This window comes from Rhodococcus sp. MEB064 (genome assembly GCF_000834565.1).
GTDB lineage: Bacteria > Actinomycetota > Actinomycetes > Mycobacteriales > Mycobacteriaceae > Rhodococcoides.
Window position 1 is genome coordinate 112466 of record NZ_JXQS01000036.1, and the last position, 26901, is coordinate 139366.

The 26901-nt window shown below is 66.2% G+C and carries 27 protein-coding genes; 15 read left to right on the plus strand and 12 right to left on the minus strand.

What is annotated here, in order from left to right; translation table 11 throughout:
- Positions 1 to 14: 14 nt before the first annotated feature.
- Genes RU01_RS16155 through RU01_RS16165 form a run of 3 tightly spaced genes read left to right on the plus strand, consistent with a single transcriptional unit; the run spans position 15 to position 4014 of the window.
- On the plus strand, positions 15 to 1034 hold the full coding sequence (locus tag RU01_RS16155; protein WP_052493321.1) for a GTP pyrophosphokinase: 1020 nt from the start codon (positions 15 to 17) through the stop codon (positions 1032 to 1034).
- Between the two features lie 32 nt (positions 1035 to 1066).
- Complete coding sequence (locus RU01_RS16160) at positions 1067 to 3340, plus strand: ATP-binding cassette domain-containing protein (protein WP_042575567.1); 2274 nt, start codon at positions 1067 to 1069, stop codon at positions 3338 to 3340.
- A 20-nt stretch (positions 3341 to 3360) separates the two neighbouring features.
- Positions 3361 to 4014: a DedA family protein gene (locus RU01_RS16165; RefSeq protein ID WP_042575568.1), complete on the plus strand. Its 654-nt coding sequence runs from the start codon at positions 3361 to 3363 to the stop codon at positions 4012 to 4014.
- Between the two features lie 90 nt (positions 4015 to 4104).
- Here the strand turns inward: RU01_RS16165 and RU01_RS16170 are convergent, their stop codons facing one another.
- The 3 genes from RU01_RS16170 to RU01_RS16180 form a co-directional block, all read right to left on the minus strand.
- Positions 4105 to 4311, minus strand: coding sequence for a hypothetical protein (locus RU01_RS16170; protein WP_042575569.1), 207 nt, complete (start codon positions 4309 to 4311; stop codon positions 4105 to 4107).
- 90 nt (positions 4312 to 4401) lie between these two features.
- Complete coding sequence (locus RU01_RS16175) at positions 4402 to 4785, minus strand: SRPBCC family protein (RefSeq protein WP_082043169.1); 384 nt, start codon at positions 4783 to 4785, stop codon at positions 4402 to 4404.
- Positions 4786 to 4892: 107 nt separating this feature from the next.
- Entirely contained in the window at positions 4893 to 5366 is a 474-nt protein-coding gene (locus tag RU01_RS16180; RefSeq protein WP_042575571.1) for an OsmC family protein, read from the minus strand.
- Positions 5367 to 5559: 193 nt separating this feature from the next.
- Here RU01_RS16180 and RU01_RS16185 point away from each other — a divergent pair, with 193 nt between their 5' ends.
- On the plus strand, positions 5560 to 6921 hold the full coding sequence (locus RU01_RS16185) for a flavin monoamine oxidase family protein (RefSeq protein WP_042575572.1): 1362 nt from the start codon (positions 5560 to 5562) through the stop codon (positions 6919 to 6921).
- Position 6922: 1 nt separating this feature from the next.
- Here the strand turns inward: RU01_RS16185 and RU01_RS16190 are convergent, their stop codons facing one another.
- A complete protein-coding gene (locus RU01_RS16190; RefSeq protein ID WP_042575573.1) occupies positions 6923 to 8443 on the minus strand; it encodes a PucR family transcriptional regulator in 1521 nt (506 codons plus the stop codon).
- A gap of 168 nt (positions 8444 to 8611) precedes the next feature.
- Between RU01_RS16190 and RU01_RS16195 the strand changes: the two genes are divergently transcribed.
- From RU01_RS16195 to RU01_RS16215, 5 genes are read left to right on the plus strand one after another with little or no spacing between them, the layout of a single operon-like run.
- Positions 8612 to 10042, plus strand: a complete 1431-nt coding sequence (locus RU01_RS16195) for a gamma-aminobutyraldehyde dehydrogenase (protein ID WP_042575574.1) — start codon at positions 8612 to 8614, stop codon at positions 10040 to 10042.
- Positions 10043 to 10070: 28 nt separating this feature from the next.
- The gene (gene gabT / locus RU01_RS16200; protein ID WP_042575575.1) at positions 10071 to 11414 is read left to right on the plus strand and encodes a 4-aminobutyrate--2-oxoglutarate transaminase; all 1344 of its coding nucleotides are present in this window, start codon (positions 10071 to 10073) and stop codon (positions 11412 to 11414) included.
- Positions 11411 to 12865, plus strand: a complete 1455-nt coding sequence (locus tag RU01_RS16205; protein ID WP_042575576.1) for an NAD-dependent succinate-semialdehyde dehydrogenase — start codon at positions 11411 to 11413, stop codon at positions 12863 to 12865. Before gabT ends, RU01_RS16205 begins: the two co-directional genes overlap by 4 nt.
- Before the next feature lie 28 nt (positions 12866 to 12893).
- Positions 12894 to 13793: a universal stress protein gene (locus RU01_RS16210; RefSeq protein ID WP_042575577.1), complete on the plus strand. Its 900-nt coding sequence runs from the start codon at positions 12894 to 12896 to the stop codon at positions 13791 to 13793.
- Positions 13793 to 15316, plus strand: coding sequence for an APC family permease (locus RU01_RS16215; RefSeq protein WP_082043170.1), 1524 nt, complete (start codon positions 13793 to 13795; stop codon positions 15314 to 15316). The genes RU01_RS16210 and RU01_RS16215 overlap by 1 nt, the downstream gene beginning before the upstream one ends.
- Here RU01_RS16215 and RU01_RS16220 read toward each other — a convergent pair.
- A complete protein-coding gene (locus tag RU01_RS16220) occupies positions 15309 to 15905 on the minus strand; it encodes a TetR/AcrR family transcriptional regulator C-terminal domain-containing protein (protein WP_042575578.1) in 597 nt (198 codons plus the stop codon). The genes RU01_RS16215 and RU01_RS16220 overlap by 8 nt on opposite strands.
- Before the next feature lie 81 nt (positions 15906 to 15986).
- Between RU01_RS16220 and RU01_RS16225 the strand changes: the two genes are divergently transcribed.
- From RU01_RS16225 to RU01_RS16235, 4 genes are read left to right on the plus strand one after another with little or no spacing between them, the layout of a single operon-like run.
- Positions 15987 to 16919: a nitrilase-related carbon-nitrogen hydrolase gene (locus RU01_RS16225; RefSeq protein WP_042575579.1), complete on the plus strand. Its 933-nt coding sequence runs from the start codon at positions 15987 to 15989 to the stop codon at positions 16917 to 16919.
- Positions 16916 to 17932, plus strand: a complete 1017-nt coding sequence (locus RU01_RS16230) for an agmatine deiminase family protein (protein ID WP_042575580.1) — start codon at positions 16916 to 16918, stop codon at positions 17930 to 17932. The genes RU01_RS16225 and RU01_RS16230 overlap by 4 nt, the downstream gene beginning before the upstream one ends.
- A 34-nt stretch (positions 17933 to 17966) precedes the next feature.
- On the plus strand, positions 17967 to 18185 hold the full coding sequence (locus RU01_RS22935) for a hypothetical protein (protein WP_156148956.1): 219 nt from the start codon (positions 17967 to 17969) through the stop codon (positions 18183 to 18185).
- Positions 18182 to 18625: a DoxX family protein gene (locus tag RU01_RS16235; RefSeq protein ID WP_042575581.1), complete on the plus strand. Its 444-nt coding sequence runs from the start codon at positions 18182 to 18184 to the stop codon at positions 18623 to 18625. The genes RU01_RS22935 and RU01_RS16235 overlap by 4 nt, the downstream gene beginning before the upstream one ends.
- On the opposite strand, the gene RU01_RS16240 is transcribed toward RU01_RS16235, so the two are convergent.
- Complete coding sequence (locus tag RU01_RS16240; protein WP_042575582.1) at positions 18589 to 19104, minus strand: O-acetyl-ADP-ribose deacetylase; 516 nt, start codon at positions 19102 to 19104, stop codon at positions 18589 to 18591. The genes RU01_RS16235 and RU01_RS16240 overlap by 37 nt on opposite strands.
- Complete coding sequence (locus tag RU01_RS16245; protein WP_042575583.1) at positions 19101 to 20000, minus strand: ADP-ribosylglycohydrolase family protein; 900 nt, start codon at positions 19998 to 20000, stop codon at positions 19101 to 19103. Before RU01_RS16245 ends, RU01_RS16240 begins: the two co-directional genes overlap by 4 nt.
- A gap of 62 nt (positions 20001 to 20062) precedes the next feature.
- Between RU01_RS16245 and RU01_RS16250 the strand changes: the two genes are divergently transcribed.
- Positions 20063 to 20716 (plus strand): NUDIX hydrolase, encoded by a 654-nt coding sequence (locus RU01_RS16250; RefSeq protein ID WP_042575584.1) that lies wholly within the window; start codon positions 20063 to 20065, stop codon positions 20714 to 20716.
- Here the strand turns inward: RU01_RS16250 and RU01_RS16255 are convergent.
- Positions 20694 to 21146 carry a hypothetical protein gene (locus tag RU01_RS16255; protein ID WP_197074793.1) on the minus strand — a complete coding sequence of 151 codons (453 nt, stop codon included), beginning with the start codon at positions 21144 to 21146 and terminating at the stop codon, positions 20694 to 20696. The two genes, RU01_RS16250 and RU01_RS16255, sit on opposite strands and share 23 nt — an antisense overlap.
- A 349-nt stretch (positions 21147 to 21495) precedes the next feature.
- Between RU01_RS16255 and RU01_RS23225 the strand changes: the two genes are divergently transcribed.
- Positions 21496 to 21996 carry a DUF3558 family protein gene (locus RU01_RS23225; protein WP_042575586.1) on the plus strand — a complete coding sequence of 167 codons (501 nt, stop codon included), beginning with the start codon at positions 21496 to 21498 and terminating at the stop codon, positions 21994 to 21996.
- 634 nt (positions 21997 to 22630) lie between these two features.
- Here RU01_RS23225 and RU01_RS16270 read toward each other — a convergent pair.
- From RU01_RS16270 to RU01_RS16285, 4 genes are read right to left on the minus strand one after another with little or no spacing between them, the layout of a single operon-like run.
- Positions 22631 to 23644 carry an SMP-30/gluconolactonase/LRE family protein gene (locus RU01_RS16270; RefSeq protein WP_042575588.1) on the minus strand — a complete coding sequence of 338 codons (1014 nt, stop codon included), beginning with the start codon at positions 23642 to 23644 and terminating at the stop codon, positions 22631 to 22633.
- A gap of 35 nt (positions 23645 to 23679) precedes the next feature.
- Entirely contained in the window at positions 23680 to 24438 is a 759-nt protein-coding gene (locus RU01_RS16275; protein ID WP_042575589.1) for a MerR family transcriptional regulator, read from the minus strand.
- 34 nt (positions 24439 to 24472) lie between these two features.
- On the minus strand, positions 24473 to 25984 hold the full coding sequence (locus RU01_RS16280; protein ID WP_042575590.1) for a flavin-containing monooxygenase: 1512 nt from the start codon (positions 25982 to 25984) through the stop codon (positions 24473 to 24475).
- A complete protein-coding gene (locus RU01_RS16285) occupies positions 25981 to 26901 on the minus strand; it encodes a hypothetical protein (protein ID WP_042575591.1) in 921 nt (306 codons plus the stop codon). Before RU01_RS16285 ends, RU01_RS16280 begins: the two co-directional genes overlap by 4 nt.

Consider the following 26901-nt stretch of genomic DNA (forward strand, 5'->3'; position numbering starts at 1 on the left):
GCAGAATCCCCACCATGCGCAGCACGACATCCATGCACAGCTCCGTCGAGGAGTACCGCGCGCGGTGGGACCACTTCGTCGCGGCCACGGCTGCCCTGTCGTCGGCGGTGGAGAAGTTCGTGTCCGACGCCGACATCGATGTCGATGCCGTGGAAGCCCGGACCAAGTCGGTCGAGTCCGCTGCCGGCAAGTTCGCGCGGTTGCGTCCCGACGGTTCGCTCGAGTTCACCGATCCGCTGGTCGAGGTCACCGACCTCGTCGGGATCCGTGTCATCACGTACCTGACCTCGGACATCGACAGGGTGGTCGACGCGATCTCGGACAAGTTCGTGCTGCTCAAGACCATCGACAAGTCGTCCCTGGCGCAGGAGTCGGGGGTGTTCGGCTACGCCGGAAAGCATCTGATCATGAGCGCCGACGGCGACCATGTTCCGGCCGGGTGCGAAGCCTTCGTGGGGCTCGGCTTCGAGGTGCAGATCCGCACGGTGCTGCAGCACGCGTGGGCCGAGATCGAGCACGACATCCGGTTCAAGAACTCACGCACGCAGGGCTCGCCCACGATCGATCGCGCGTTCACCCTCGCTGCCGGCCTCATCGAATTGGCGGATGCGCAGTTCGAACTGGCCGATCGTCATCACACCGAGAAGATCGCCGAGTTGCGTGCTGCCGATGCTGCGCGCGGTATGGATCTCGAACTGACGGCCGAACAGCTTCGGTCCGTCGTCACCGATCTGCTTCCCGACTACACCCCCAGTAAGAGCGGCCACTACGAGTGGTTGTTGACGCTGGTGAACGCCAACGGCATCACCACGGGTGCGGAACTCGAGGAGGCGCTGAACCCGTCGCGCGTCGAGTACGTCACGGCCGCCATGGACTACCAGTACCGACCTGGCCAGGTACGCATGGTCGACGATCTGCTGCTCGACCGTTTCGGCGAGGCACACATCGCTCGGACGTCGTCGCTCACCACCGAGCGTGACCGCCCCGGCAAACTGCGATACCGCTTGAGCAAGCTGCAGGCCCAGTCCGGCTGACGGATGTCGCATCGCTCTGGTATCCCTACTGCGTGACGACGCCACCGAACGACGCTCTGTCCACCATCACCGTGCGCGGCGCTCGGGAGAACAATCTGCGCGACGTCGACATCGACCTTCCCAAGCGGCAGCTCATCGTCTTCGCCGGTGTGTCGGGTTCCGGCAAGAGTTCGCTGGTCTTCGACACCATCGCCGCCGAAGCGCAGCGGCAGATCAATTCGACGTTCAGCGCGTTCGCCCAGACTTTTCTCCCGTCCTACGGGCGGCCCGACGCGGACCTCATCGCCAACCTGTCGGCCGTCATCATCGTCGACCAGAAGCGCCTCTTCGGCAGCCCGCGCTCGACCGTCGGAACGATCACGGACATCGGCGACTGGCTGCGCATGCTGTGGTCGCGTGGAGTGACCCCGTCCATCGGCTACGCGAACGCCTTCTCCTTCAACGACCCGGCGGGCATGTGCCCGGAGTGCGAGGGACTCGGTGAGGCGAAGGTCGTCGATCTCGACGAACTGGTGGACCAGTCGAAGTCGTTGCGAGAGGGGCCGATCAAGCACCCCGACTTCCTTCCGGGTAAGTGGCCGTATCGCCTCTACGCCGATTCGGGCCTGTTCGACCTCGACGTCCCGATCGAACAGTTCTCGCCGCGCGAGCGTCACCTGTTCTTCGATGCGGCTCCCGGCGAGGTCGAGATGAACAATCCCGATGCCGTCTTCAAGACGTACGAGGGGCTGCTGTCGCGCTTCCGACGCAGCTACCTCTCCAAGGATGCCGACGCCCTCAAAGGGAAGTCGAAGGAAGCGTACGACCGCATCGTCACACGCGGAGTGTGCCCGTCCTGCAACGGCACTCGGCTCAACGAGGTCGTCCACAACGCGAAGCTCGAAGGCATCTCGATCCCGGACGCCTTCGCCATGCAGGTGTCGGACCTCGCGGACGTCATGGACGGCTGGACTCTGGGAGACCTCGACGGCCCACGCCGGGAAGTGGTGACACAGCTGCGTCGGCTCGTCGATCTGGGGCTGGGATACCTCAGTCTCGACCGGGCGACCTCGACGCTGTCGGGTGGCGAGTCGCAGCGCATCAAGATGGTGCGCCACCTCGGCGCGACTCTCAACGACATGCTCTACGTCTTCGACGAGCCCACCACCGGTCTGCATCCGCGCGACGTCCACCGCCTGAACGAGATGCTGATCGCCCTGCGAGACAAGGGCAATACCGTGCTGGTGGTCGAACACGACTCGGAAGTGATGGCCATCGCCGACCGTATCGTCGAGATCGGCCCGGGCGCCGGTAAGCACGGCGGCACGGTCATCTTCGAGGGCACCTACGACCAACTCCGCGAGGCCGACACGCGCACCGGGCGAGCGCTGCGGCGGGACGGTCGCGGCCTCCGCTCGCCGCGCTCACCGTCGGGATGGATCACGATCTCGAACGCCGCCAGCCACAACCTGAAGAACGTCTCGGTCGACATTCCGCTCGGTGTGCTCGTCGCGGTCACCGGGGTTGCCGGATCCGGCAAGTCCAGCCTGATCCACGGGCACCTCCGTGATGCCCGCGCCGACGCCGTCGTCATCGACCAGGCACCGATCCGCGGGTCGAGGCGGTCGTCTCCCGCTACCTATACCGGCCTGCTCGACCCCATCCGCGCGCACTTCGCCAAGAAGACCGGGCAGCCCGCCGCGTTGTTCTCCCCCAACTCCGACGGCGCGTGCCCCGACTGTCAAGGCACCGGGATGATCTTCACCGATCTCGGCTTCACCGATCCCGTGTCCAGCACGTGCGAGACCTGTCAGGGACGACGCTTCCGAAGTGGCGCCATCAAGCACACTGTCGACGGGGTGTCCATCGCGGACGTGTTCGACATGTCCGTCGACGAGGCTCAGGAGTTCTTCACGGTCAAGAAGGTGCGCGACGTACTGCGCCGGTGCAGTGATGTCGGTCTCGGTTACCTGTCCCTCGGCCAGAATCTGACGTCGCTCTCCGGCGGAGAACGTCAGCGGTTGAAGCTGGCCTCGGAACTGGTGGGCAATTCGCCCGTCCTCGTCCTGGACGAACCGACGACCGGACTGCACTCCTCGGACGTGGACAACCTGGTAGGGCTGCTGTCCGGCATGGTCGACGAAGGTCGCTCCGTCATCGTGATCGAACACAACATGGACGTCGTGGCGGCCGCCGACTGGGTCATCGACCTGGGACCGGACGGTGGTCACGACGGCGGCGAGGTGGTCTTCACGGGCACGGTGAACGACCTTGCGGAGACCGATACCCACACCGGCACCTACCTCGCGCGAGCTCTGCGAACCTAAAGGGACGGTAAAGTGACGCCATGAGCGACATCGTCACTGCCGCCCCCGCCACGGAACTCGGCGGACTCGCCGGATGGGCCGTCGGCCTGATGGAGAGCATCGGCGGTCCGGGTGCCGGTCTCGCGGTCGCCGCCGAGAACTTCTTCCCACCGCTACCCAGTGAGATCATCCTGCCGCTCGCGGGCTTCACCGCGTCGCAAGGCGGGTTCAGTCTGTTCAGCGCACTGTTCTGGACGACAGCGGGCTCGGTGATCGGCGCGATGGTGCTGTACTGGCTCGGGCTGAAACTGGGACGCGATCGGATGTACGCGGCCGTGAACCGCATTCCCTTCGTCGACACCGACGACCTGGGCAAGGCGGAGCAATGGTTCGAGCGTCACGGCCGCTCGGCGGTGTTCTTCGGTCGCATGATCCCGGTCGTCAGATCCGGCATCTCTGTTCCGGCCGGCATCTCGCGGATGCCCGTGGCGCAGTTCCTGCTCTACACGACCCTGGGCAGCCTGCTTTGGAACTCGATCTTCGTGCTCGCCGGCTACTACCTCGGCGAGAACTGGCACTACGTGGAGCAGTACGCGTCGGTGTTCCAGTACATCGTCATCGGCATCGTCGTCGTACTGCTCGCAGTCTTCGTGACCAAGCGAGTGCGTCGACGACGGTCGTCCGACGTCAGCTAGGCCCCACCCCCGTCGCGAGTACGTCCATAGTGTCGCTGTACGGCCCGTGCCGACGACACTATCGACGTACTCGCGGGGTGGGGAACGGTCCTACTGCGCGAGAGTCGCGGTTGCCTGCGCCCACAGGAAGTACTTGTTGGTGCCCAGATCGCGCACCGTGGTGATGTTGAACGCCGCCTTCAGTTTCTCCGCATCACCGTCGCTGACACCCTTCAGGGCCGCGACCGGCGCGTCGGCCAGTTCCTCGATCGACTTGTCCGCGTATGCCTTGTCGAACTTGTCGGCGATGCCTGCCATGACGTCCTCCTCGTGTCGGCGCGCACCCTGCGCACCGCGGTCGACACTACGACGATCGACCGGCCCCGACCTGAGAGTGCGCTGACAGACTCAGCGCAGCAGTTCTTTCACCGACGCGAGGTCGGCAGCGACGGCGGCGCAGTCCCGCTCGAACTCGTCGTCGGTCATGTCCAGTTGCCGAACCGTGAACACCACCTCGGCGCCGTCCGGATGGGCCAGGACGCGCAGCGGATTGTTGACCACTGTCCCGTCGGGAAGCGTCACGTCGTGATCGAGTACGCCGAACGTATTGCGAGGCGCGAACCGCACCCGAACGGTTCCCATCGGTGAGTCGGCCAGGAGGTCGTCGCCGTCACGGGTGAATCCGGAGGCAAGACCGGCGGCCCAGGCCGGCAGGTTGTCGACGTCGGCCAGATAGTCGTACACGGCCTCGGGCGGCGCGGGTATCACTGCACTCACGTGTCGACTGATCATCGCCCGAGCGTAACCACGCCACCGGCTCTCCGCGAGTACGTCCGAAAGGTCGTGGTCAGCGGCGATCCCACGACACTATCGGCGTACTCGCGGAGCTCGAGAGGCCGTCACGTCAGGTCGGCGCGCGTCCAGGTGTTGACGAATCCGGTTCCGCTGCGCACGAAGAGCTGGGTGACGGGGCACCGACGCTCGACCTCGGACACGAAGTGCTCGAAGGCATCGCCGGTGGCGTCCGTCTCGACGGTGGCCTCGACGGTCACCGTGTCGAAGTTGGAGTTGCCCTCGACGCCCTTCACCAGTACGGCGGTGTCCAGGTCTCCCTGGATTCGGAAGGTGAACTTGCCCAGCGTGATGCCGAGGTCCTTCGCGACGAGGTTCGCGGTGACCTGGTTGCACGACGTCAGCGAGCCCAGCGCGAAGAACAGCGGGCTCGGGGCCTCGTCCTTGCCGCCGAACGCGGGGTAGGCGTCGGTGTCGAACTCGTGGCCGGCATCGCCCTGCACGACGAGGTGCTGGGCGACACCGGTTCCCGACGCCTCGACGACGAACGGGACGACCGATGTGCGGATGGTGGAAGTCATGGTGTCGACGCTCCTGCACGTCGAGCACGGTGCACAGTGTTGAGATCAGCGTGATTCTCGGCCCATCCGGTTACCCCCACCGCACCGATCCGTCCAGACCGGCGGAACCGGGTACTCCGTTTCGGCACTGCGCGGCTCCGCCCGGAACCCGGCAGACTGAGACGACACCGCCACCTGGACAGGAGCCACTACCGTGCCCTCATTCGATCGCGACGTCGCCATCGTCGGAGCGGGTCCCTCGGGCCTCGCCGCTGCCACTGCACTGCGCAAGGCGGGACTGAGCGTCGCCGTCCTCGAGGCACGGGACCGCGTCGGCGGACGCACCTGGACCAAGGACATCGACGGAGCGATTCTCGAACTCGGTGGCCAGTGGGTCTCCCCCGATCAGACCGCGCTGATCGGGCTGCTCGACGAGCTGGGACTCGAGACGTTCGACCGTTACCGCGAGGGACAGTCGGTCTACGTCGATCCGGCAGGTACCGCCACGCGCTACACCGGCGAGAACTTCCCCGTCGCCGAGTCGACGGTGAAGGAGATCGACCGCCTGATCGAGATGCTCGACAAACTCGCCGCGGAGATCGGTCCCGAGGAGCCCTGGGCGCACCCGCTGGCCCGCGAGCTCGACATCGTCTCGTTCGAGGGATGGCTCGCGCAGCAGTCGGACGATGCCGAGGCCACGGCCAACATCGGCATGTTCATCGCCGGCGGCATGCTGACCAAACCCGCCCACGCGTTCTCCGCGTTGCAGGCGATCCTCATGGCCGCGTCCGCCGGCTCCTTCACCAATCTGGTCGACGACGGCTTCATCCTCGACAAGCGCGTGGTCCGAGGCATGCAGCAGGTGTCGGTCAGCATGGCCGAACGCCTCGGCGAGGACGTGCACCTGAACGCTCCGGTCCGCACCGTCCGATGGTCCGAGGACGGCGTGACCGTGCTTGCCGACGGCGATCTCCAGGTGACGGCGCGGAAGGTGATCATCGCCGTCCCGCCGAACCTCTACACCCGCATCTCGTACGACCCGCCCCTCCCCCGCCGCCAGCATCAGATGCATCAACACCAGTCGCTCGGCCTCGTCATCAAGGTGCACGCGGTGTACGACACTCCGTTCTGGCGCGAGGAAGGGTTGTCGGGCACCGGTTTCGGCGCGAACCAGATCGCCCAGGAGGTGTACGACAACACCAACCACGAGGACTCACGCGGCACGCTCGTCGCCTTCGTCTCCGACGAGAAGGCCGACGCGATGTTCGAGTTGAGCGCCGAGGACCGCAAGCGCACCATCCTCGAGTCCATCGCGACCTACCTCGGACCGAAGGCACTCGAGCCCGTCGTCTACTACGAGTCCGACTGGGGCACCGAGGAATGGACCCGCGGTGCCTATGCCGCGAGCTTCGACCTCGGCGGCCTGCACCGCTACGGTCGCGACGCCCGTACGCCCGTCGGCCCTATCCACTTCTCGTGCTCCGACATCGCCGCCGAGGGTTACCAGCACGTCGACGGCGCGGTGCGCATGGGTCACCGCACCGCCGAGGTCATCTCGGGGCTGCTGGAACGCTGAGTCAGGTCCCGCGTGCGATGAGGGCGAGCAACAGCTCGGCACGCACGCGGGCATCGTCCAGATCGACCCCGATGGTCGACTCGATACGAGCAATCCTGCTGCGCAACGTATGTCGGTGAACACCCAGCGTCGAGGCCGCCGACTCCCAGTGCCCGTTGGCGTCGAGAAACGCGCGTAGCGACGCCACCAGATCGGTCCCGTTGGCGGTGTCGTACTTCTCGAGCGGGGACACGGTGGCCTCACCGACGGTAGCCAACGCTTCTCGCGTCGACGCGTGCGCGAGAAGCACTCCGCCGACCAGGGAGCCGAACTCGACGGGATCCGCACCTGCGGACGCGGACGACGCCGCGAGTCGGGATTCCTGCACCGCCTGCTCGAGACTTTCCACCGGGTGCGGCGCGCTCATTCCTACGCGGAGCCTCCTGCGTTCCGACACATCCAGCGACGCCAGCGTGGACTGCACGAAAGCCTTGTCGTCCGATCCGCGCACCACGAGGGTGACGCGGGTCTTCCAGCGCTGACCGAACACCTGGCGCCCTGCCTCGGTGGAGCGTGCGGACATGGCCGCCAGGACCCGTTCGGCTCGGGTGACGGTATCGGCGTTCACGGTCACCGCTCGTACCGTTCCGTCGCCGCCCGCTGCCGACTCGATCTGCGACCACACCGGCGCCAGTCCGTCGAGATCCGACAGAACCAGGCTCAACGCAACCGAATTGAGCTTGTCCTGCGCGGACTGCACCCGTGCCGGCTTCTCGAAATCGAGAGCCAGCAGCGATGCCGCGTGCCCCACCAGGATGTGGTCGACGTTTCCCAGCACGGGGCCCACCACGGCGACGTGACCGTGGGTGGCGGAGCCGATCGCGATGCGCTGCACACTGATCGACACGCCTGCCTTCGTCATGGCGACCCTGCTGGCCACCGAACCCTTCTCCTCGGTCAATGCGCGGATGTCGTCGAGTACGCCGATACCGCTCCCGCGAGGGTGATGCTCGAGCACTCTCCCCATGTCGTCGAGAAGCACCACGGCGGACGATGTCGCCGACGCCAATTCGCGGACGATCGCGGCCGCTCCTCCGGCCACCACCGCCCGGGTCATCCGCGGCTGAGCACGCGACGCGCGAACCACAGCGTCGTACTGCTGCTCGGCGAGGCGGTTCATCACCAGTTTGACCACCGCGGCGAACGGCGTCGGCAACGGAACCTCGAGAATCGGCAGACCCAGCCCGTCGGCAGCCTCGACCAGATCGGACGGCACCTCCGAGAACGAGAGTCCCGTGCCGAAACCCACCGCCGCGACACCGGCGTCGTTCAATGCTCCGAGATACGCCACCCGCTCCGGCGTGGTCAGCGGCAGCCGGAGCCCCGTCGTCAACAACAGCTCGCCGCCGGACAACCATCGGAACGGGTCGGACAACTCGGTCGTGTGCGCGAAGGACACCTCGCGGTCGAGGCCGCTCGCGCCTGCGCGCAGCTCCATCGCGAGCGCTTTCTGCGCCAACACCCAGCGGACAGACACCGTCATGATCCGACCCGCCTTCCTCCGCCCGTGAATCACAGCGAACACCAGGTGGGCCGCAATGGACAAGTCGGAGTGCCCGCGCCCCCGGGAATCATCGTTTTGTCCGCTGCCCGCAGGCGCCGTCGAGCGCACACTGATCGAACCACCAGCGCCCACAACCGAGAGGGACCGATGTCGCACGACGTGCTTCGGAACTACATCGACGGCCAGTTCGTCGTCAGCTCGTCCACCGAGACCCTGGACCTGATCAGTCCGGTCACCGAGGAGGTCGTGGGCGTCTCCCCCATCTCTACCGAGGCCGACGTGAACGACGCTGTGGCCGCCGCGGAACGCGCCTTCGCGAGCTGGGGGAAGACGACCCCGAAGACCCGTCAGACGGCACTGCTGAAGCTCGCCGATGCGCTCGAGGCACACTCCGACGAGCTGGTCGAGGCGCAGAGCCGCAACACCGGTCAGCTGAAGCAGGTCATCGCGGACGAGGAGGTGACGGTCGGCGCGGACCAGCTGCGCTTCTTCGCCGGTGCCGCCCGCATGCTCGAGGGCAAGTCCGCCGGTGAGTACATGGAGGGCTTCACCTCGTACGTCCGCCGTGAGCCCATCGGCGTCGTCGGGCAGGTGACCCCGTGGAACTACCCGCTGATGATGGCGATCTGGAAGATCGGCCCGGCTCTGGCCGCCGGCAACACGATCGTCCTCAAGCCGAGCGACACGACGCCGGAGAGCACGCTGGTACTCGCGAAACTGTCGAAGGGCATTCTTCCGGACGGTGTCCTGAACGTGGTCCTCGGCAACGGTGCGACCGGCGCCACCCTCGTCGGGCACCCCGCCCTCGGACTCGTCTCCATCACGGGGTCCGTGCGAGCGGGAATCGAGGTGGCCGTGGCTGCCGCCCGTCAGCTCAAGCGAGCCCATCTCGAACTCGGTGGGAAAGCTCCGGCCATCGTCTTCGGAGACGTCGACATCGACAAGACGGCCGGCGGCATCGCCGAAGCAGCGTTCTTCAACGCCGGCCAGGACTGCACCGCCGCGACGCGTGTGCTGGTGCACGAGTCGATCCACGACAAGCTCGTCGACGCTCTCGCCGAGAAGGCACGCGAGCTGACTCCGGGCAGCCCTGACGATTCCGACGCGTTCTACGGCCCGCTGAACAACGTCCGCCACTTCGATTCCGTCACGACGAAGATCGCGAACCTGCCGGCCCACGCCTCGATCGTGACCGGCGGCAACCGAGTCGGAGACACCGGTTTCTACTTCGAACCCACGATCGTCACCGGAGTCGAACAGAAGGACGACATCGTCCAGGAGGAGACGTTCGGTCCGGTTCTCACGGTGCAGTCGTTCACCGACGAGGCGGATGCGATCACCAAGGCCAACGACGTGCGCTTCGGACTGGCGTCCAGCCTGTGGACCAACGACCACGGCATCACCCAACGGGTCAGCGCTGCACTGGACTTCGGCGCAGTCTGGATCAACTGCCACATCCCGCTCGTGGCCGAGATGCCGCACGGCGGCTTCAAGTACTCCGGCTACGGCAAGGACCTCTCGGCGTACGGAGTCGAGGACTACACGCGACTCAAGCACGTCATGAGCTCCCACGACTGACATTCACTGCTCTCCGAAGGACTTCACCATGGACATCACCTACCGCCTTCCTCAGAAGCGCGCCCTTCTCACCGAACTTCCCGGACCGCGTTCGCAGGAACTGACAGCCCGTCGCCGTGCCACCGTCGCCGCCGGCGTCGGTTCCAGCGTCCCCGTCTACGCTGCCGATGCCGACGGCGGCGTGATCGTCGACGTCGACGGCAACTCGATGATCGACCTCGGAGCCGGCATCGCCGTCACCAGCGTCGGCGCCTCCGATCCCGCTGTTGCGGAGGCCGTCCGGGAGCAGGTCGGTCACTTCACGCACACCTGCTTCATGGTCACGCCCTACGAGGGATACATCGCGGTGGCCGAGCAACTGGCCGCCCTGACGCCCGGTGATCACGAGAAGCGCAGCGTCCTGTTCAATTCCGGCGCGGAAGCCGTCGAGAACGCGATCAAGGTCGCGCGATTGGCGACCGGCCGCGACGCCGTCGTCGCGTTCGACCACGCTTATCACGGCCGCACCAACCTGACGATGGCGCTGACGGCGAAGACCATGCCGTACAAGACGAATTTCGGGCCGTTCGCACCGGAGATCTACCGGATGCCGATGTCGTACCCCTACCGCGACCAGGCCGGCCTGACCGGTGAGCAGGCCGCGCTGGCGTCGATCGACCGCATGGAGAAGCAGATCGGCGCCGACTCGTTGGCCGCCATCATCATCGAGCCCATCCAGGGCGAGGGTGGCTTCATCGTTCCCGCACCCGGCTTCCTGCCGACGCTCCAGGCCTGGGCGCGGGAGAACGGCGTCGTCTTCATCGCCGACGAGGTACAGACCGGGTTCTGCCGAACCGGGTCGTGGTTCGCCAGCGACGACGAGGGCATCGTCCCCGACATCATCACGATGGCGAAGGGTATGGCCGGCGGAATGCCGTTGTCGGCCATCACCGGTCGCGCAGATCTCCTCGATCTCGTGCATGCGGGCGGGCTCGGCGGAACGTACGGCGGCAACCCGGTGGCCTGCGCGGCTGCCCTCGCCGCCATCGAGACCATGAAGTCGCTCGACCTGTCAGGGCGCGCTCGGCACATCGAATCGGTCGCGATGCCGCGTCTGCGTGCCCTCGCGGAACAGACCTCCGTGATCGGCGACGTGCGTGGGCGCGGCGCCATGCTGGCCATCGAGCTGGTGGTTCCGGGGACCGATACACCGGACCCCGCCATCACCAAAGCCATTGCGGCGCATGCACTGGCGGAGGGTGTCGTACTCCTGACATGCGGCACGTACGGAAACGTCATCCGGTTGTTGCCCCCGCTGGTCATCAGCGACGAACTTCTCGACGACGCGCTGACTGTCCTCGAGACCGTCGTCCGGAAGCTGGCAGCACAGTGACCGACAGGGCTGCATTACTCGCGAGCATCCCCACCGGTCTGTGGATCGACGGTGCCTTCGTCGACGCCGCCGACGGCGGCACGTTCGCCGTGCACGATCCCGCAACCGGTGACGTCCTCGCACACGTCGCCGACGCCGGCGAGAAGGATGCGCTGCGCGCGCTCGACAGTGCAGCTGCGGCGCAGAACGATTGGGCGGCGACCGCGCCCCGGACACGGTCGCTCATTCTGCGCACGGCGTGGGAGAAGGTGATCGAGCGAACCGAGGATCTCGCGCTGCTCATGACACTGGAGATGGGCAAGGCACTCCCCGAGAGTCGGGGAGAGGTGACGTACGGCGCCGAATTCCTCCGCTGGTTCAGCGAGGAGGCAGTACGGATCCAGGGCCGTTACACGCAGTCCCCGTCGGGCGCCGGTCGCATCCTGGTGACCAAGGTCCCTGTCGGCCCCGTACTGGCGATCACACCGTGGAACTTCCCGCTGGCCATGGGAACTCGAAAAATCGGTCCGGCGCTCGCGGCGGGCTGCACCGTCCTCGTCAAGCCCGCCGAGGACACCCCGCTGACCATGCTGTTGCTCGCACAGATCATGTCCGAGGCCGGCGTGCCGCCAGGGGTTCTGTCGGTGCTGCCCGCCTCGAACGCGGCGGGAGTCACCGAACCGCTCCTTGCCGACGACCGTCTGCGCAAGGTCACCTTCACCGGTTCCACCCGCGTCGGCAAGATCCTGATCGAGCAGTCGGCGAGAAACGTGCTGCGTACGTCGATGGAACTCGGTGGTAACGCACCGTTCGTAGTCTTCGACGATGCCGACATCGATGCCGCCGTCGACGGTGCGATGGCCGCGAAGATGCGGAACGGCGGCGAAGCCTGCACGGCCGCGAACCGCATCATCGTCGCCAACAGTGTCCGTGAGGAATTCACGGTGAAACTCACCGAACGCATCGCCGCACTGACGGTCGGTCCGGGCTCCGAGGACGGCACGAACGTCGGCCCCCTGGTCAACGAGAAGCAGCGTCGCAACGTCGAGTCGCTCGTGGACGACGCCGTCGCGGCCGGTGCCCGTGTGCGGACGGGAGGCAGCGTCGTGGACGGGCCCGGGTGGTTCTACCGCCCCACCGTCCTCGACGGGGTGCCGGCCCACTCGCGCATCGTCCGCGAGGAGATCTTCGGTCCGGTCGCCGCCATCACCGGGTTCGACGACGAGCAGGACGGCATCGACGCCGCGAACGACACGGAGTACGGCTTGGCCGCGTACATCTACACCCGCGATCTCGATCGGGCACTCCGGGTCTCGGACAAGATCGCCTCCGGCATGGTCGGCGTCAACCGCGGCGTCGTGTCCGACGTCGCCGCACCGTTCGGTGGTGTCAAGCAGTCCGGCCTGGGCAGCGAAGGCGGCACCGAGGGCATCGACGAGTACCTCGACACCAAGTACGTCGCGTTCCAGTAATTCCGCCCGACACCCAGGGAGCTCTCCAATGCGGTTGATCGTCGGTTATCTCGCCACCCCCAGCGGGGAGGACGGGCTCGTGCTCGGTGTGCAGCTCGCTCGCAGTCTCGATGCGACGCTGGACATCTGCATGGTGCTGCCTCCGGACCGGGCCGTCCCCGCCGAGGCACATTTCGAGGATCTGCTGGCCGCGAAGGGCCGTCGATGGTTGGCGGACGCCGCAGCAACGGTGCCGAGTGACATCAGGACCGAGGTGCACCTGAGTTTCTCGGAGTCCTTCTCGGCCGGTCTGCTCGACGAGGCTGCCCGCCTCGACGCCGACGCCATCGTGATCGGCGGCGCGAAGGACGGGTTGCTCGGGCGACACTCGCTGGGAAGCGTGTCGACGGAACTGCTGCACTCGGCCCCGATTCCGCTGGCGCTCGCGCCCTTCGGGTATCGCAAGTCCGGAGCCGACCGCATCCGCGAGGTGACTGCCGCCCTGGGCACTCGACAGGGTGCTGATCTAGTGCTGCGGACCGCAGTTCGCTCGTGCGAGCGAATGCACACCTCCCTGCGGCTGCTGTCCCTGGTTCCGCTGGACGACATGTCGGGAATGGATGTGCGTCGCGATACCGGCAACGAGGCCCTGGCTATCGAGCATGCACGGACGCTGCACGATTCGGCTCGGAAGGGTCTGCCCGACGGATTGACCGTGACGTCGTCGGTCGCGGACGGATCGACCGTCGAGGCCGCCGTCGAGAGTCTGAGCTGGGAAGACGGCGACGTGGTCGTCGTCGGCTCCAGCCGTCTGGCGCAGCCCCGGCGTCTCTTCCTGGGATCGACCGCATCGAAGATGCTGCGCGTTCTTCCCGTTCCCATGGTGGTCGTCCCGGCCACCGAGTTCCTTCCCGAGACCGGCAGTTCCGACAGCACGGAGGCTTCCTGATGAGCACCGAGATCACCTCCTCGAAGGGACTGGCGGTCGGCCGCATCGGCACCCTGTCCGGAGCCGTACTGGGAATCTCCTCCGTTGCCCCGGGGTACACGCTCACCGCGAGTATCGGCCTCATCGTCGCCGCCGTCGGCCTGAAGATGCCCGCCATCTTCATCGCGGGATTCATCCCGATGTTCCTCACCGCGTACGCCTACCGCGAGCTCAACTCCGATTCACCGGACTGCGGTGCGTCGTTCACGTGGTCCACCAAGGCGTTCGGTCCGTACGTGGGCTGGATGTGCGGTTGGGGCATGGTGATCGCCACCATCATCGTGCTGTCCAACCTGGCGGCCATCGCCGTGCAGTTCTTCTATCTGTTCATCGCCAAGCTCTTCGACGCTCCGTCGATCGCCGATCTCCCGGGCAACAAGCTGGTCAATGTCGGCACCACGGTGGTGTTCATCGCGTTGGCCACCTGGATCGCGAGTCGCGGCATCACGACCAGCGAGAAGCTGCAGGTCGCGCTCGTCGGGTTCCAGATGGTGCTGCTCCTCGCCTTCGCCGTCGCCGCGCTGGTGCATGTCGGCACGGGTGATGCACCCGCCGGCCTCTCGTTCGACCTCGGCTGGTTCGATCCGTTCACCGGTCTGACAATGGGCGCCTTCGTGATCGGTCTGACCGGCTCGATCTTCGCGTTCTGGGGCTGGGATACGTGCCTCACCCTCGGCGAGGAGTCGAAGAACCCCAAGAAGACTCCCGGACGTGCCGGATTGCTCTGTGTGGCAACGATTCTACTGACCTACCTCCTTGTCGCGGTCGCGGCGATGATGTACGCCGGGGTGGGCGAGGACGGTCTCGGACTCGGCAATCCGGACAACGCCGAGAACGTGTTCGGTGCTCTCGCCGACCCGGTGCTGGGTAGTTGGGGCGGCATGCTGCTCTACCTGGCAGTGTTCGTCTCGTCCATCGCCAGCCTGCAGACCACGTTCCTCCCTGCTGCGAGAACGTCTCTCGCGATGGCGTCGTACGGAGCGTTCCCCAAGAAGCTGGCCGAGGTCAGTCCCCGGTTCCTGGTGCCGTCCGTCTCCACGGTCGCCGCCGGAGTCATCACCGCCGTCTTCTACACCGCCGTGACGTTCCTGTCCGAGAACACCCTGATCGACACCATCGCCGCGCTCGGCATCATGATCTGCTGGTACTACGGCATCACAGCTTTCGCCTGCGTCTGGTACTTCCGGCGCACGCTGTTCGCCAGCGTCCGGAACACGGTGTTCCGCCTGATCTTCCCGCTCGTCGGCGGGCTGATCCTTCTCGCGGTGTTCGTGGTCTCGCTCGAGGAGAGCATGGATCCGGAGAACGGGAGCGGCGCCGAGATCGGCGGCATCGGACTGGTGTTCTTCCTCGGCTTCGGCATCCTCATCGTCGGCGCCGTCCTGATGATGGTCATGCGGTTCCGGTCGCCGGCCTTCTTCCGCGGCGAGACGTTGACCACCGAGACCGAGGCACTGAGGGACGAATCCGACCTCGTCAGCTGACGCGAGCTCGCAGGCCTGCCACCAGGACACCGAGCCCGAATTCGAAGGACGCGTCCGCGCGGCCCGGAGCCGACGTCGCCAGCGCAGCGCGCAACGCGACGTCGGCGTCGTCCGATGGTGCCCAGACCTCCTCGGGCGCAGCGAGATCGAGCGCCGATCCGAGCACGAAACTGTCGACGGCCGTGATGGCGTGGAGCACGTCGGACGGCGAGAATCCCCCGTCGGTCAATGCCGTCGCCAAGGCGTTGTACATGTCGAACGCCACCGCGGCGCGGACGGTGTGCGCGGTGAACAGCGGAATCACCCGCGGGTGCCGCGCATAGTTGCGTCGATATTCGCGGGCGATACGCGTGACCGCCTCACTCCACGAGTCGACGTCCCGGGGGATCTCGATACCCGCCATCAGCCGGGTGCGCATCAACTCGACGATCGCCGCACGCCCGGACACGTGGTTGTACAACGACGACGGTCGCACCGACAGCTTCTCGGCCAACCCGGGCATCGTGAAGTCGCCACGCTGATCGACAAGGGCCAAGGCGGCATCGGTGATGAGGTCGGCGGAGAGCAACCGGGTGGACGGGCGCGGCATCGGAACTTCCTTCCTCTTGCGTCGAGGGCGTCGTCACACCATACTTAACGAATCACATTCGTTTTACGGACGAGGACCCCGATGTTGACCATCACCGCCACGACACCTCCCGACTCTCCCGCGCGGACTCGCGACACCGAGCGTGCGCCCGTCCGTATCGCCGTGGTCCAACACCGGTGGCACGAGGAGACACAGGCCGAACTCGAGGAGGGCATCGCCATCGCGGCGCGAGAGGGCGCAACTATCGCGTTCCTCCCGGAACTGACTCTGAGCCGGTACCCCGCGTTCGTACGGGGCGACCGCAATGCAGCCCGCGACGCGGAGGATCTGCTGACCGGTCCGACGTTCGCGTTCGCAGCGAACGCTGCAGCGCGCCACGGGATCGTCGTCCACGCGTCGCTGTACGAGAGGGACGACACATCCGACGACGGCCTCGGATTCAACACCGCCATGCTGGTCTCACCGGACGGCTCGCTTCTCGCTCGCACACGCAAGCTCCACATCCCGGTCACCGCCGGGTACTACGAGGACACCTACTTCCGCCCCGGACCGGCCGCCGATCCCTACCCCGTCCATCACGCGGCGAACGTCGCGCTCGGCATGCCGACGTGCTGGGACGAGTGGTTCCCCGAGGTCGCCCGGGCGTATTCCCTTGCCGGAGCCGAGGTGCTGGTATATCCGACGGCCATCGGCTCCGAGCCCGACCATCCCGCCTTCGATACCCAGCCACTGTGGCAGCAGGTGATCGTCGGCAACGGCATCGCCAACGGCACCTTCATGGTGGCGCCCAACCGCTACGGCAACGAGGGTGCGATCACGTTCTACGGGTCGTCGTTCGTCTCCGATCCCTACGGGCGCATCCTGGCCCAGGCGCCGCGCGACGAGTCGGCAGTTCTGGTCGTGGATCTCGACCTCGATCAGCGACGCGACTGGTTGACGCTGTTCCCGTTCCTGGACACCCGTCGCCCCGACACCTACGGCTCGCTCACCGAACCTGTGAGAAGTACACGATGACGTGGCGGATGCCGGCAGAGACCGCGCCCCACGAACGCACGTGGATGGCCTTCCCCAGCCCAGGATATTCGCTGGGCGACTCCCCCGAGGAGCACTACGAGGCCCGTTCGACCTGGGCGGCCGTCGCACACGCCGTCGCCGAGTTCGAACCGGTGACCGTGGTAGTGGACCCGCGCGAGACCGACATTGCACGAACGTATCTCGGAGCGGACATCACTATCGTCGACGCACCACTCGACGATGCGTGGATGCGCGACATCGGTCCCACGTTCGTCCTTGCCGACGACGGGACCCTCGGCGCCGTCGACTGGACGTTCAACGGGTGGGGCGCACAGGACTGGGCATCGTGGGGGAACGACTCCCTGATCGGCGCGCTGGTCGCCGCGGAATCCGGCGCGACTCTCGTCTCGTCGACCATGGTCGGCGAGGGCGGTGGCCTCCAGGTCGACGGCGCCGGCACAGTCCTGGTCACCGAGACGGTGCAGCGCGATCCCGGCCGCAATCCCGGGTGGTCGAGGGCCGACGTCGAGGCCGAGCTGACCCGCACACTCGGAGTCGACCGTGCAGTGTGGTTACCGCGAGGCCTCACACGCGACTCCGAGACCTACGGCACGCGTGGTCACGTCGACATCGTTGCGGCACTGCCGTCTCCCGGAGTTGCGCTGGTGCACGATCAGCGCGATCCGGCACACCCCGACCACGAGATCAGCCGCGAGGTCGCCGACATCCTGACCGCTGCCGGCATGCGCGTCGTCCCGGTGCCCGCACCGGAGACTCTGCGCGACGACGACGGGTTCGTCGACTACAGCTACATCAACCACTACGTGGTCAACGGTGGCGTCGTCGCGTGCAGTTTCGACGACCCGAACGATGCCGAGGCCGTGCGCATCCTGTCCGAGGCGTACCCGGGCAGGCGCGTCGTCACCGTCGACGCGCGCCCATTGTTCGCCCGCGGCGGGGGCATCCACTGCATCACCCAGAACCAACCCGCGGCTGTCGTACCCCTGCTCTAACTTCACGTCACCGACAACCGGGGGGACGGGAATCATGGGCGAATATCGACGGGGACGACGCACGCAGATCGACAGCAGAGTGGCGCGAGACCTCGGCGTGGAATACGGGGGCCGGTGGTATCTCGAGTCCGTCGGCTACTGCGATTGCGGAGACGAGGTGTGCCTCGGCGACACGCTGTACTGCGAGAACCGTGTCTTCGCCGACGAGTCTGCGATCGACCGCGCACTGGGGCGCGTAATTTGGCCCTCATGAGCAGAGCGCGCAGGTCGCACGTACCCAGAATCGTCGGGCGACTCGTCCTCGGCGCGTTTCTCGTGTTCGCCGGACTGAGCCACCTGTTCTGGGCGCGTCAGGAATTCGCGGCGCAGGTTCCCCCGTGGGTTCCGGTGGACACCGACGTGGTCGTGCTGGCGTCCGGAGTCGTGGAAATCGTGCTGGGACTCTGCCTGATACTGCTCCCCCACCGAGCGCCGGCAGTGGGATGGGTCGTCGCTCTCTTCTTCGTCGCCGTCTTCCCCGGCAACATCTCGCAGTTCGTCACCCACACCGACGCCTTCGGGCTCGATACCGACCGAGCGCGCGCCATCCGATTGGTGTTCCAGCCTGTGCTCGTCGTGTGGGCTCTGTGGTGCACGGGAGCGTGGGCGGCGTTCCGTCAGAGGCGTTCCACCGCACGCGCAGTCAGCCGCTGAATCTCGGCCGAGTACGCCACCAGAGTGACCAGATCGACCGACACGGGAGCGGTCGAGACGGCGCGTACCTGTTCCGCGACCGCCACCTCGACGGGCCATCCGTAGGCGCCACCCGAGATCAGGGGGAATGCGATCGAGGTGGCGCCCAAGGACTGCGCGAGGAGAAGAGACCGCTCGTACGCGGCGCGCAGGACTGCCGACCGATCTTCGCGGGCGGAGTACCTCGGGCCGACCGTGTGGATGACCCATCGAGCCGGCAACCGTCCTGCGGGCGTCGCGACGGCGGCGCCGGTGTCCAGACCGTTCGGCAGCGTCGTGGCGCGGATAAGCTTGCAGGCTGTCAGGATCTCCGGGCCACCGGCCCGATGGATCGCACCGTCCACCCCGCCGCCTCCGAGGAGCGTCGAGTTCGCGGCGTTGACGATGACGTCTGCTCGTACGGCGGTGATGTCTCCGGTGATCACATCGATGACGGTCATGCTTCTGCTCCTTCTACGAGACGCCGAGCGAGGTCGACGAGGTCCGCGCCGCTCCGTCCCGGGTACCCGTGCAGCATCGAGATCCACGCATCCGGTACCGCTGATACACCCCATCGTGCTCCGAGCAGTCCACCGGCGATTGCCGCCGTGGTGTCCGTATCGCCGCCCGCCCGAACGCACTTCTCCAATGCTGCGGTCAGCTGGTCGTCGTCTTCCTCCGTGGTGGAGATCGCCCACCAGGCCGTCTGCAACGCGTGCACCACCCAGCCGTTGTTCGCGAAGTCGGCAGGCGTCCCCTTCTCGGCGGCGTCCAGCAGGGGTGCCCAGTCACCGGCCGAGGCGCGGATCCCGTCGTAGTTCCCGTACAGAACGGCGTGCCTGATGCCGGCCGTCCACAACGCGCAGGCCTCACCGGCCTGTGGATCCGAGTGCGTGAGCGCACTGATACGGACGGACGCGTCGGCAAGCGCATCGGCGTCGCCCAGGAACGCCAGGGCCACCGGCGCAGTTCGCATCAACGATCCGTTGCCGCCTGTCCGACCGGCAATCCCCGAAGCAACCGTGGTCATCTCCGCCGCGGAACCACTGCGCGCCGACAGCACGGCGCGTGTCTGGTTGCCGACATCCGCGGGTTTCGTGTCGATCCACGCGACGAAGTTCTCCGCGATGCCGTCCAGTCCGCGGCCCTCCACCAGTGCGTCCACGATGCACACCGCCATGGAGGTGTCGTCCGTCCATTCGCCCGGTGCCCAGTCGAACGGTCCCCCGCCGATCATGTCGATCACGGTGTCCGGCGTCGGGTACCCGAACTCGTATCCGGCACCGAGCGCATCACCGGCCGCGGTCGCCACGAGTACGCCCTGTGCGCGAGTCATCTGATCACTGGTCAGCTTCATGCCGAACCCCTTTGCTCGATTGTGCGCTAACCATAACGCATGGCTGCGCTAAGCTGCAACCCATGACTACCGACCTGACCTCCTATCCGCGACCCTCCGTCGCCGTGGACGTCGCGGTCCTCACCGTGCACGGCGGGGCAGTCAACGTCGTCGTGGTCGAATCAGCTTGGGGTGCAGCGTTACCGGGGACATTCCTGCACTCGGGCGAGACCTTGGCCGACGCAGCACGGCGCGCACTGGCGACGAAGGCCCACATCGAGGGTCTGCACTTCCACCAACTGCGGATGTTCGACGACCCCGCCCGCGACGACAGGGGTTGGGTCCTGTCGATGGCGCATTGCGCGGAAGCCTCGCTGGACTCGCTCCCGGCCGACACCGAACTCGTCGCGGTGCACTCCGGCGCGCCCGTCGAGCCGATGGCCTTCGATCACGCCGACATGGTGTCCGCGGCGGTGAGCGACATGCGCGCCAGGTACGCCGTCCGCCCCGACCCCTCCCACCTGCTCCCCGACAGGTTCACCCTGCTGCAGCTACGCACGCTGTACGAGGTGGTGTTCGACAGGCCGCTGCGCAAGGACACGTTCCGTCGACACGTCATCGACTCGCTCACCGGCACGGGCGACACCACCTCCGCCGCAGGTGGGCGCCCGGCCGAACTGTACGAGCGTCGGCCCGATGCGACCTTCCCCAGTTCTATCGCAGCGCTTCTGCTGTAGGTCGCCGGCTCACCCCGTGGCGTAGGAGCGTGTGCGCCCACCACACGGCGGCCGAGCCGACCTGCACCGCCACCAGCGGCCACACCATCGGGGAATGCAGCATCACCGGCAGCCACGCCACGCTCACGCCGGTGACGACGAGCAGCGACGCCCGACGCCTCTGCACGATCATGACCGCTAGCACCGTATGCCCGACTCGCGCGATCAGGAAGAGGAGCGCCCACGCCTCGGTCAATGACGCCACGAACGCCGCACCCGGCGACGCCTCCACACTCGCGAATGCGGCCAGAGCACTGACGAAGATCGCCCCGAACCCCACCACATAAGCGATGGAGGCAACTGCGACCTGCGTCGCGAACGCGACAAGTACCGCCAATGGTGTTGCGTTGCTGAGTGTTCGGATACCGGTGTCCACATGTGTTTCTGTCATGACTTCCCTCCGTCGTCGGTACAGCCTTCGACGTGGGCCGGCCCGAAACGGTTCCGCTCGGTTGTGCGGTACCCGGCACGGTCGCGTCGCGCGCAGCGCGCGGGAAGTCGTCAGTTCTGCCCGGGGCGCGCCGCGCGCAGCGCACGGCGGTGTGCGCACATTGCAAAGTGCTCCGAGCGACGGGCGCAGCGCGTGGGTGTTCGTGATTTCTACCCGGGCGCGCCGCGCGCAGCGCACGGCGGTGTGCGCACATTGCAAAGTGCTCCGAGCGACGGGCGCAGCGCGCAACTCATGGAACCGTCTCCCCCATCGGTGCGTCCAACCCCCTGTGCAGCGAAACAGTGGAGCGATGGTCGCGGCGGGCGTAGCAATCGCTGCTCTCATCGTCGGTTGCGGCGAGGTCAGCGGCACCGCACAACCCGTGAGCAACGAACTGTTCGATCCCTGCGCCGTCGTACCTGATGAGGCCATCCGTGCGGCGGGGGCTGATCCGGCCGTCGTAAGCGACTCTCTCATCGGCGAGCGCGCGAATCAGACCTCCGACGTATGCATCTGGGCCGCTGAGACTTATTACCTCACGGTTCTGTCATCGGTCGAGTCGCAAGGCACCGTTATCGACGATCCCCGTTATGAAAGCAGGCGCATGGTGGAACTCCCGGGCCGACCAACCGCCTACGAACTCCGCCGACCCGACCCGATCGGGACTGCACCGTGCGACATCAGCTTCCCGTGGTCGCGGGGAATGGTGATCGTCAACGTCGAGTCCAAGGCAAGCAGTGCCGGCGTGATCGACAACTGTTCCAGGGCTATCAGTGCCGCCTCTGTTCTCAGTCCGACGTTGCCTAGGTAGATACGATCCAAGGGACGGTAGCCATGGAAATCAATGAAGACGCCGCGCGCAGATGCGCCGCGGCCTGCGACACCTTCGTGGAGAACTTGAATGCGACGGTGAAGACGATTGCAGAGAGTTCGTGGCCCGCGGGATTTGGGACACTCCCATCGGGAATCGCCCTAGCGCAGAAGTATTCGAACCTCACCCACGGCCCTGAGGGCTCCCTGGCCTCGACGCTTGCTGCTCACATTACCGTCGCCACTAATCTCCGCGAGGCTTTTCTCGCTGCCGGTGCAGGGTATGAAGCAACCGAAGACGCTGTGACGTCGCACATTACGCAGTCGGGTCCACGCTGACCTGATCAGTTCCAAATACGCGCACCGAACGCCAAGTGCACACCCCCTGCATCAAGTGCACACCCCTCACCGCATGCAGCAACGGGTGTGCACTCACCAGAACCGGTGTGCACACCCCTGCGTGGGCCCCGGTAAACGCACCCACCACGGAGCCGGACGCCGAGTGCACACCCCCTGCACCAAGCGCACACCCCCTACCGCCAGCAGCAACGGGTGTGCACTCACCACAACCCGTGTGCACACCCCCTGCAGCCCTCACCAGCACCGGTGCACACCCCCTGCAGCCAGCCGAGGAACTACTCAGCCACAGCACTCACGGTGAAGGGCTCCACGGGCACCCCGCCGCGCTTGTCGAACTGGCTGTTCACGACCAGAAGCTGGTCGTCGACGTCTGCCACTGTCGTGGGGTAGGCGAAGCTGGGGTCGGTGATCTGACCCGTGACTCGGCCGGACCGTCCGTCGTCGGCGAGGTCCACGGTGGCGATGAGGCTGTCTCGGTTGCGGACGACGTAGAGCGTGTCGTCCTCCATCTCCATGCCGTCGCCGTTCTTCAGCGCCTCCCCGCCGAGGTCGACCTGGGTCACGGCCTTGGACGGATCGACGCGGTACAGGTTGCCGGTGCTGGACTGCACGATCACCAGCACTCCGTCGTCGTCGGCTTCGACGATCCCGTTGGCGTTGAAGCCCTCCCCGTAGGCGAAGGGCGATCCGGTGAAGTCGACGAATGACTCGAGCCGGCCGTCACCGGATGCATCCGCCGGGATGCGCCACAGGTTGGGACTGCGGGAGTCGGTGATGAACGCATCGCCGTTGTCCGCGATGACGACATCGTTGAGGAACGTGGCGTCCTGTCCGAGTCCGTTGGTGAACTTTCCGCGGAGCTCGCCGGACTGCGCGTCGTAGATCCACACGGTCCCGGTGGCGCCGCCGGCCACGATCAGACGGTTGTCGTCGACGTCCAACCCGGCCGCTCCTGTACGACCGTCCTGGCCGCCGGGCAGGAACGGGGCGACATCGGGCGTGCCGACGGTGCCGCGGAAGACAGCGCCGTCCGAGGTCGAGGTGACGTAGAACGTGTCGTCGTCGGCCGTGATGCCCTCGGCGAACACGCCTGTTCCCGGCAATGTGTAGACGGTCGCTGCACTCGCGGACGCACTGGACGAGGCAGGAGTGGACGCGGCCGGACTGGACGAAGAAGGCGCAGGTGCAGCAGCATTCGGCGCCGTCTCCTCACTCGACGAGCATGAGGTGAGGACGAGGGCGGTAGCGCCTGCGAGAGCGACAGCAGCGGACAATCTGGTGCGGTTCATGACTCCACAATGCCGCAAAAGTCCGAAAAGCGTGATCAGGCGGAGTTACGGTCCGATCGCGGGGTGTTGTCGATCGCCACTTCGAGGTATTCGCCGAGCTGTTCCTGCAGGTTTCGGTCCAGCGTTCGGCCGAGCAGAGAATGCACGGAATCCACTGCGAGAGTGCGCATGATCTGCAACATCCGGGTAGCGCGGAGGACGTCCTCCCCCTCGGGAATCCAGCCTTCGCCGTACCGCGCAACAATGTGATGCTTCACAGTCGAGATCATGTCTTTCGAGATTCCGTCGACGGCGGCGTACATGCGCTCGTGAATGTCCATGAGCTCGCGGATCCCGAACCCGTATTCGGCCAGGGAGGTGAACCCCTGCAACAATTTCGGATCGGTGAAGGTGCACCGGTCGCCTTCTATGCGCGCCAGTCCGTAGGTGACGAGGCGGGCCAGTTGCTCCCCGTCCGGGTCCCCCAACGCGTCGCGCGCTTCGGTGACAGACAGGGACATCTCATCGTCGGTCGTCGACCACGGCTCGGTCAATGCGCGCTGGAGTCCGAGAACCTCGGTCAGGTCCTTGCCGCTTTCCCACCCGTCGATGAAGTCGCTGATGTGGGTGGTGGTGTACCCGCGTTGCAGCAGGATGTCGATCAGACGTAGACGCGCGAGATGCGTGTCGTCGTAGATACCGAGGCGGCCGCGTTTCTGCGGCGGTGGGAGCAGCCCCCGCTCACGGTAGGCACGGACGTTGCGCGACGTCGTGCCGGCCGCACGGGCGAGTTCGTCGATGCGGTACTCGGTCATCGACGAACTCCTCCCGTGCAGCGTTTCCACCAGACTAACGTGCCCCGACAACCTCGCCTGCCGACGTCGGGAGCGGCTCACTACCGCTCGTTGCCGCGGTCACCGAGTAGTCGGCCATGACGACCGTCTCGAGTTGCTTGACGTACTGGGTGGCGAAACCGGGGAACATGGTCGCGTTGAACCCGTCCTCGGTCAGGTACCAGCTCGAGCAGCCCGAGTTCCAGGTGGTCTTCGTCAGTCGCTGCTGCAGGTCCGCGTTGTAGGCGGCCTGCACTCCGGCGCGGACGTCGAGAACGAAGTTCTGGTTGACCGCCGTGGCGATCGCGTCGACGAGGTAGTCGATCTGCGCCTCCATGTAGACCAACGCGGAACTGTGGCCGGGGCCGGAGTTCGGTCCGAACGTGAAGTACATGTTCGGGTAGCCCGACACCGCGATCGACTTGTAGGCGTGCGCGCCCCTGCTCCACTCCTCACCCAGCACTCGACCGTCGCGGCCGGTGATGGGAATCGGTGAGCCCGTCTTGGAGACGTCGAATCCCGTGGCGAACACGATGGCGTCGAACTGGTGCTCGACACCCTCGACGGTCCGGATGCCCTTCTCGGACATTCCCGCGATGGGCCAGGTGACCAGTGTGCAGTTGTCCTGTTGCAGAGCCGGGTAGTACTTGCTCGTCATGAGCAGTCGCTTGCAGCCGGCACGGAACTCCGGCGTCAATTGACGACGCAGCCACGGGTCCGACACCTGGGAACGCAGGTGCAGCTTGGACACCCCTTCGACGACGCGTGTCAGCGGAGAGTTCCAGACCACGCCGAGGGCGACGGACTCGTGTCCCCAGAACCACGCCTTGCGGGCGAGAGCCTGGCTGCCGGGGACGGTGCGGTAGATCGCCCGGGTGAGTCCACGAGTACGGAAGTTGGTGCGCGGCAACACCCAGCCGGGCGTGCGCTGGAACACCTTCACCGACTCGGCGATCTTCACCAATTCGGGAACGATCTGCACGCCACTGGCACCGGTGCCGACGACCGCGACCTTCTTGCCCGTGAAGTCGTACTCGTGATCCCACCGAGCACTGTGGATCATTCTGCCCGCGTACGTCTCGACGCCGCGAATCTTGGGCAACGACACGTTGGCCAGCGGACCCGACGCCATGACCACGGTTCGCGCGAGCACCGGTGGCCGTCCGTCGACGGTGATCTCCCAGAGCGAGCGCTCCTCGTGCCATGTGACATCGACGACGGTGTGGTCGAAGCGCAGGAACTTGTCCAGCCCGAACTTCTCGACCATCGAGTCGATGTAGCCGAGGATCTCGGCGCTGCCCGAGTACGTGTGCGACCAATCGGGGTTCGGGGCGAAGCTGTAGGAGTAGAGCCGCGACGGGATGTCGCACGCGGCACCGGGATAAGTGTTGTCACGCCAGGTTCCACCGGGGCGGGTTCCTCGTTCGAGGATCGCGATGTCTCGAATGCCGCGCTGCTGCAGGCGGATAGCGGCACCGATTCCGGCGAAGCCACCGCCGATGATCGCGGTCGACAGGATTTCGGTCATGCGACGGGCTCGTAGGTGAGTTCCTTGGACCACGTCGGCTGCGGACGCAGCAGACGCTTCGGGTACTTGGCCGTCAGCGTCACCATCGAGTCGGCGAACTTGTGGTACGGGTGGTCGCGGTTGATGACGACGCTGCCGTGCCAGCTGATGAATCGGTACATCGGCAGGCGCTTCGGGAACTCACTGCGCTCGCCGACCTTCTTGAAGCGCTTCATCGCGGTGTAGAGGCGTTCTTCGTCGACGCCCATCTCGACGATGTTGTCGCGCATCTTGTTCAGCAACGGGATGTATCGCAGGGTTCCGATGAGGAGCGACGGGTGCATCCATGCCCCGACGGTCTCGACCAGGATCCGCCGCATCTTGGCGTGGCCGAGGAGGTCGATCACCTCGAAGTCGACGGCGAGGTGGCGGGACTCGTCGGCGTTGATGCGCTTGAACACTTCCTGGCACACCGGGTCGTCGATCTCGTCGACGATGAACTTCACCAGTGCTCCGTCGAGTGCGACCTCGAGCATCGGGATGACGGTGCCTAGCACGGCGAGCGGGGTCTGGTCGGAGTACTTGTCCAGCCAGTCGATGATCAGCTTGACGTTGACGTTCGGCTGCGGAATCTCGTCGTTCTCGAGCATGCCCCACCGACGCATCAGTGCCAGTTCGGCATTGGCGTGCTTCTGCTCCTCTGCGTGGAAGTACCGGTAGATCTCACGCAGCGTCTCCGTCGGCGCCTTCCGTGCCATGGCAGCGAAGCCGCGGGCACCGACGTTCTCGATCCACATGAGGTCGGAGAGGAAGGGCTTGAGTTTCGCGTGCTGCTCCGGCGGGATCATCTCCGCGCCGGGCGCATCCCAGTCGATGTCGGCAAGGGACCACTGTCGGTCCTTGATCTTGTCCAGCATTGCGTCGAAGTCGAAGGCCAT

Coding starts and splice junctions, on each gene's coding strand:
- RU01_RS16230 (WP_042575580.1), top strand. CDS start 16,916: ATGACGTGGCGGATGCCGGCAGAGACCGCGCCCCACGAACGCACGTGG.
- RU01_RS22935 (WP_156148956.1), top strand. CDS start 17,967: ATGGGCGAATATCGACGGGGACGACGCACGCAGATCGACAGCAGAGTG.
- RU01_RS16210 (WP_042575577.1), top strand. CDS start 12,894: ATGCGGTTGATCGTCGGTTATCTCGCCACCCCCAGCGGGGAGGACGGG.
- RU01_RS16270 (WP_042575588.1), bottom strand. CDS start 23,644: ATGAACCGCACCAGATTGTCCGCTGCTGTCGCTCTCGCAGGCGCTACC.
- RU01_RS16155 (WP_052493321.1), top strand. CDS start 15: ATGCGCAGCACGACATCCATGCACAGCTCCGTCGAGGAGTACCGCGCG.
- RU01_RS16275 (WP_042575589.1), bottom strand. CDS start 24,438: ATGACCGAGTACCGCATCGACGAACTCGCCCGTGCGGCCGGCACGACG.
- RU01_RS16235 (WP_042575581.1), top strand. CDS start 18,182: ATGAGCAGAGCGCGCAGGTCGCACGTACCCAGAATCGTCGGGCGACTC.
- RU01_RS23225 (WP_042575586.1), top strand. CDS start 21,496: ATGGTCGCGGCGGGCGTAGCAATCGCTGCTCTCATCGTCGGTTGCGGC.
- RU01_RS16175 (WP_082043169.1), bottom strand. CDS start 4,785: ATGATCAGTCGACACGTGAGTGCAGTGATACCCGCGCCGCCCGAGGCC.
- RU01_RS16165 (WP_042575568.1), top strand. CDS start 3,361: ATGAGCGACATCGTCACTGCCGCCCCCGCCACGGAACTCGGCGGACTC.
- RU01_RS16250 (WP_042575584.1), top strand. CDS start 20,063: ATGACTACCGACCTGACCTCCTATCCGCGACCCTCCGTCGCCGTGGAC.
- RU01_RS16245 (WP_042575583.1), bottom strand. CDS start 20,000: ATGAAGCTGACCAGTGATCAGATGACTCGCGCACAGGGCGTACTCGTG.
- RU01_RS16215 (WP_082043170.1), top strand. CDS start 13,793: ATGAGCACCGAGATCACCTCCTCGAAGGGACTGGCGGTCGGCCGCATC.
- RU01_RS16190 (WP_042575573.1), bottom strand. CDS start 8,443: ATGACGGTGTCTGTCCGCTGGGTGTTGGCGCAGAAAGCGCTCGCGATG.
- RU01_RS16180 (WP_042575571.1), bottom strand. CDS start 5,366: ATGACTTCCACCATCCGCACATCGGTCGTCCCGTTCGTCGTCGAGGCG.
- gabT (WP_042575575.1), top strand. CDS start 10,071: ATGGACATCACCTACCGCCTTCCTCAGAAGCGCGCCCTTCTCACCGAA.
- RU01_RS16240 (WP_042575582.1), bottom strand. CDS start 19,104: ATGACCGTCATCGATGTGATCACCGGAGACATCACCGCCGTACGAGCA.
- RU01_RS16220 (WP_042575578.1), bottom strand. CDS start 15,905: ATGCCGCGCCCGTCCACCCGGTTGCTCTCCGCCGACCTCATCACCGAT.
- RU01_RS16225 (WP_042575579.1), top strand. CDS start 15,987: ATGTTGACCATCACCGCCACGACACCTCCCGACTCTCCCGCGCGGACT.
- RU01_RS16255 (WP_197074793.1), bottom strand. CDS start 21,146: ATGACAGAAACACATGTGGACACCGGTATCCGAACACTCAGCAACGCA.
- RU01_RS16195 (WP_042575574.1), top strand. CDS start 8,612: ATGTCGCACGACGTGCTTCGGAACTACATCGACGGCCAGTTCGTCGTC.
- RU01_RS16280 (WP_042575590.1), bottom strand. CDS start 25,984: ATGACCGAAATCCTGTCGACCGCGATCATCGGCGGTGGCTTCGCCGGA.
- RU01_RS16285 (WP_042575591.1), bottom strand. CDS start 26,901: ATGGCCTTCGACTTCGACGCAATGCTGGACAAGATCAAGGACCGACAG.
- RU01_RS16170 (WP_042575569.1), bottom strand. CDS start 4,311: ATGGCAGGCATCGCCGACAAGTTCGACAAGGCATACGCGGACAAGTCG.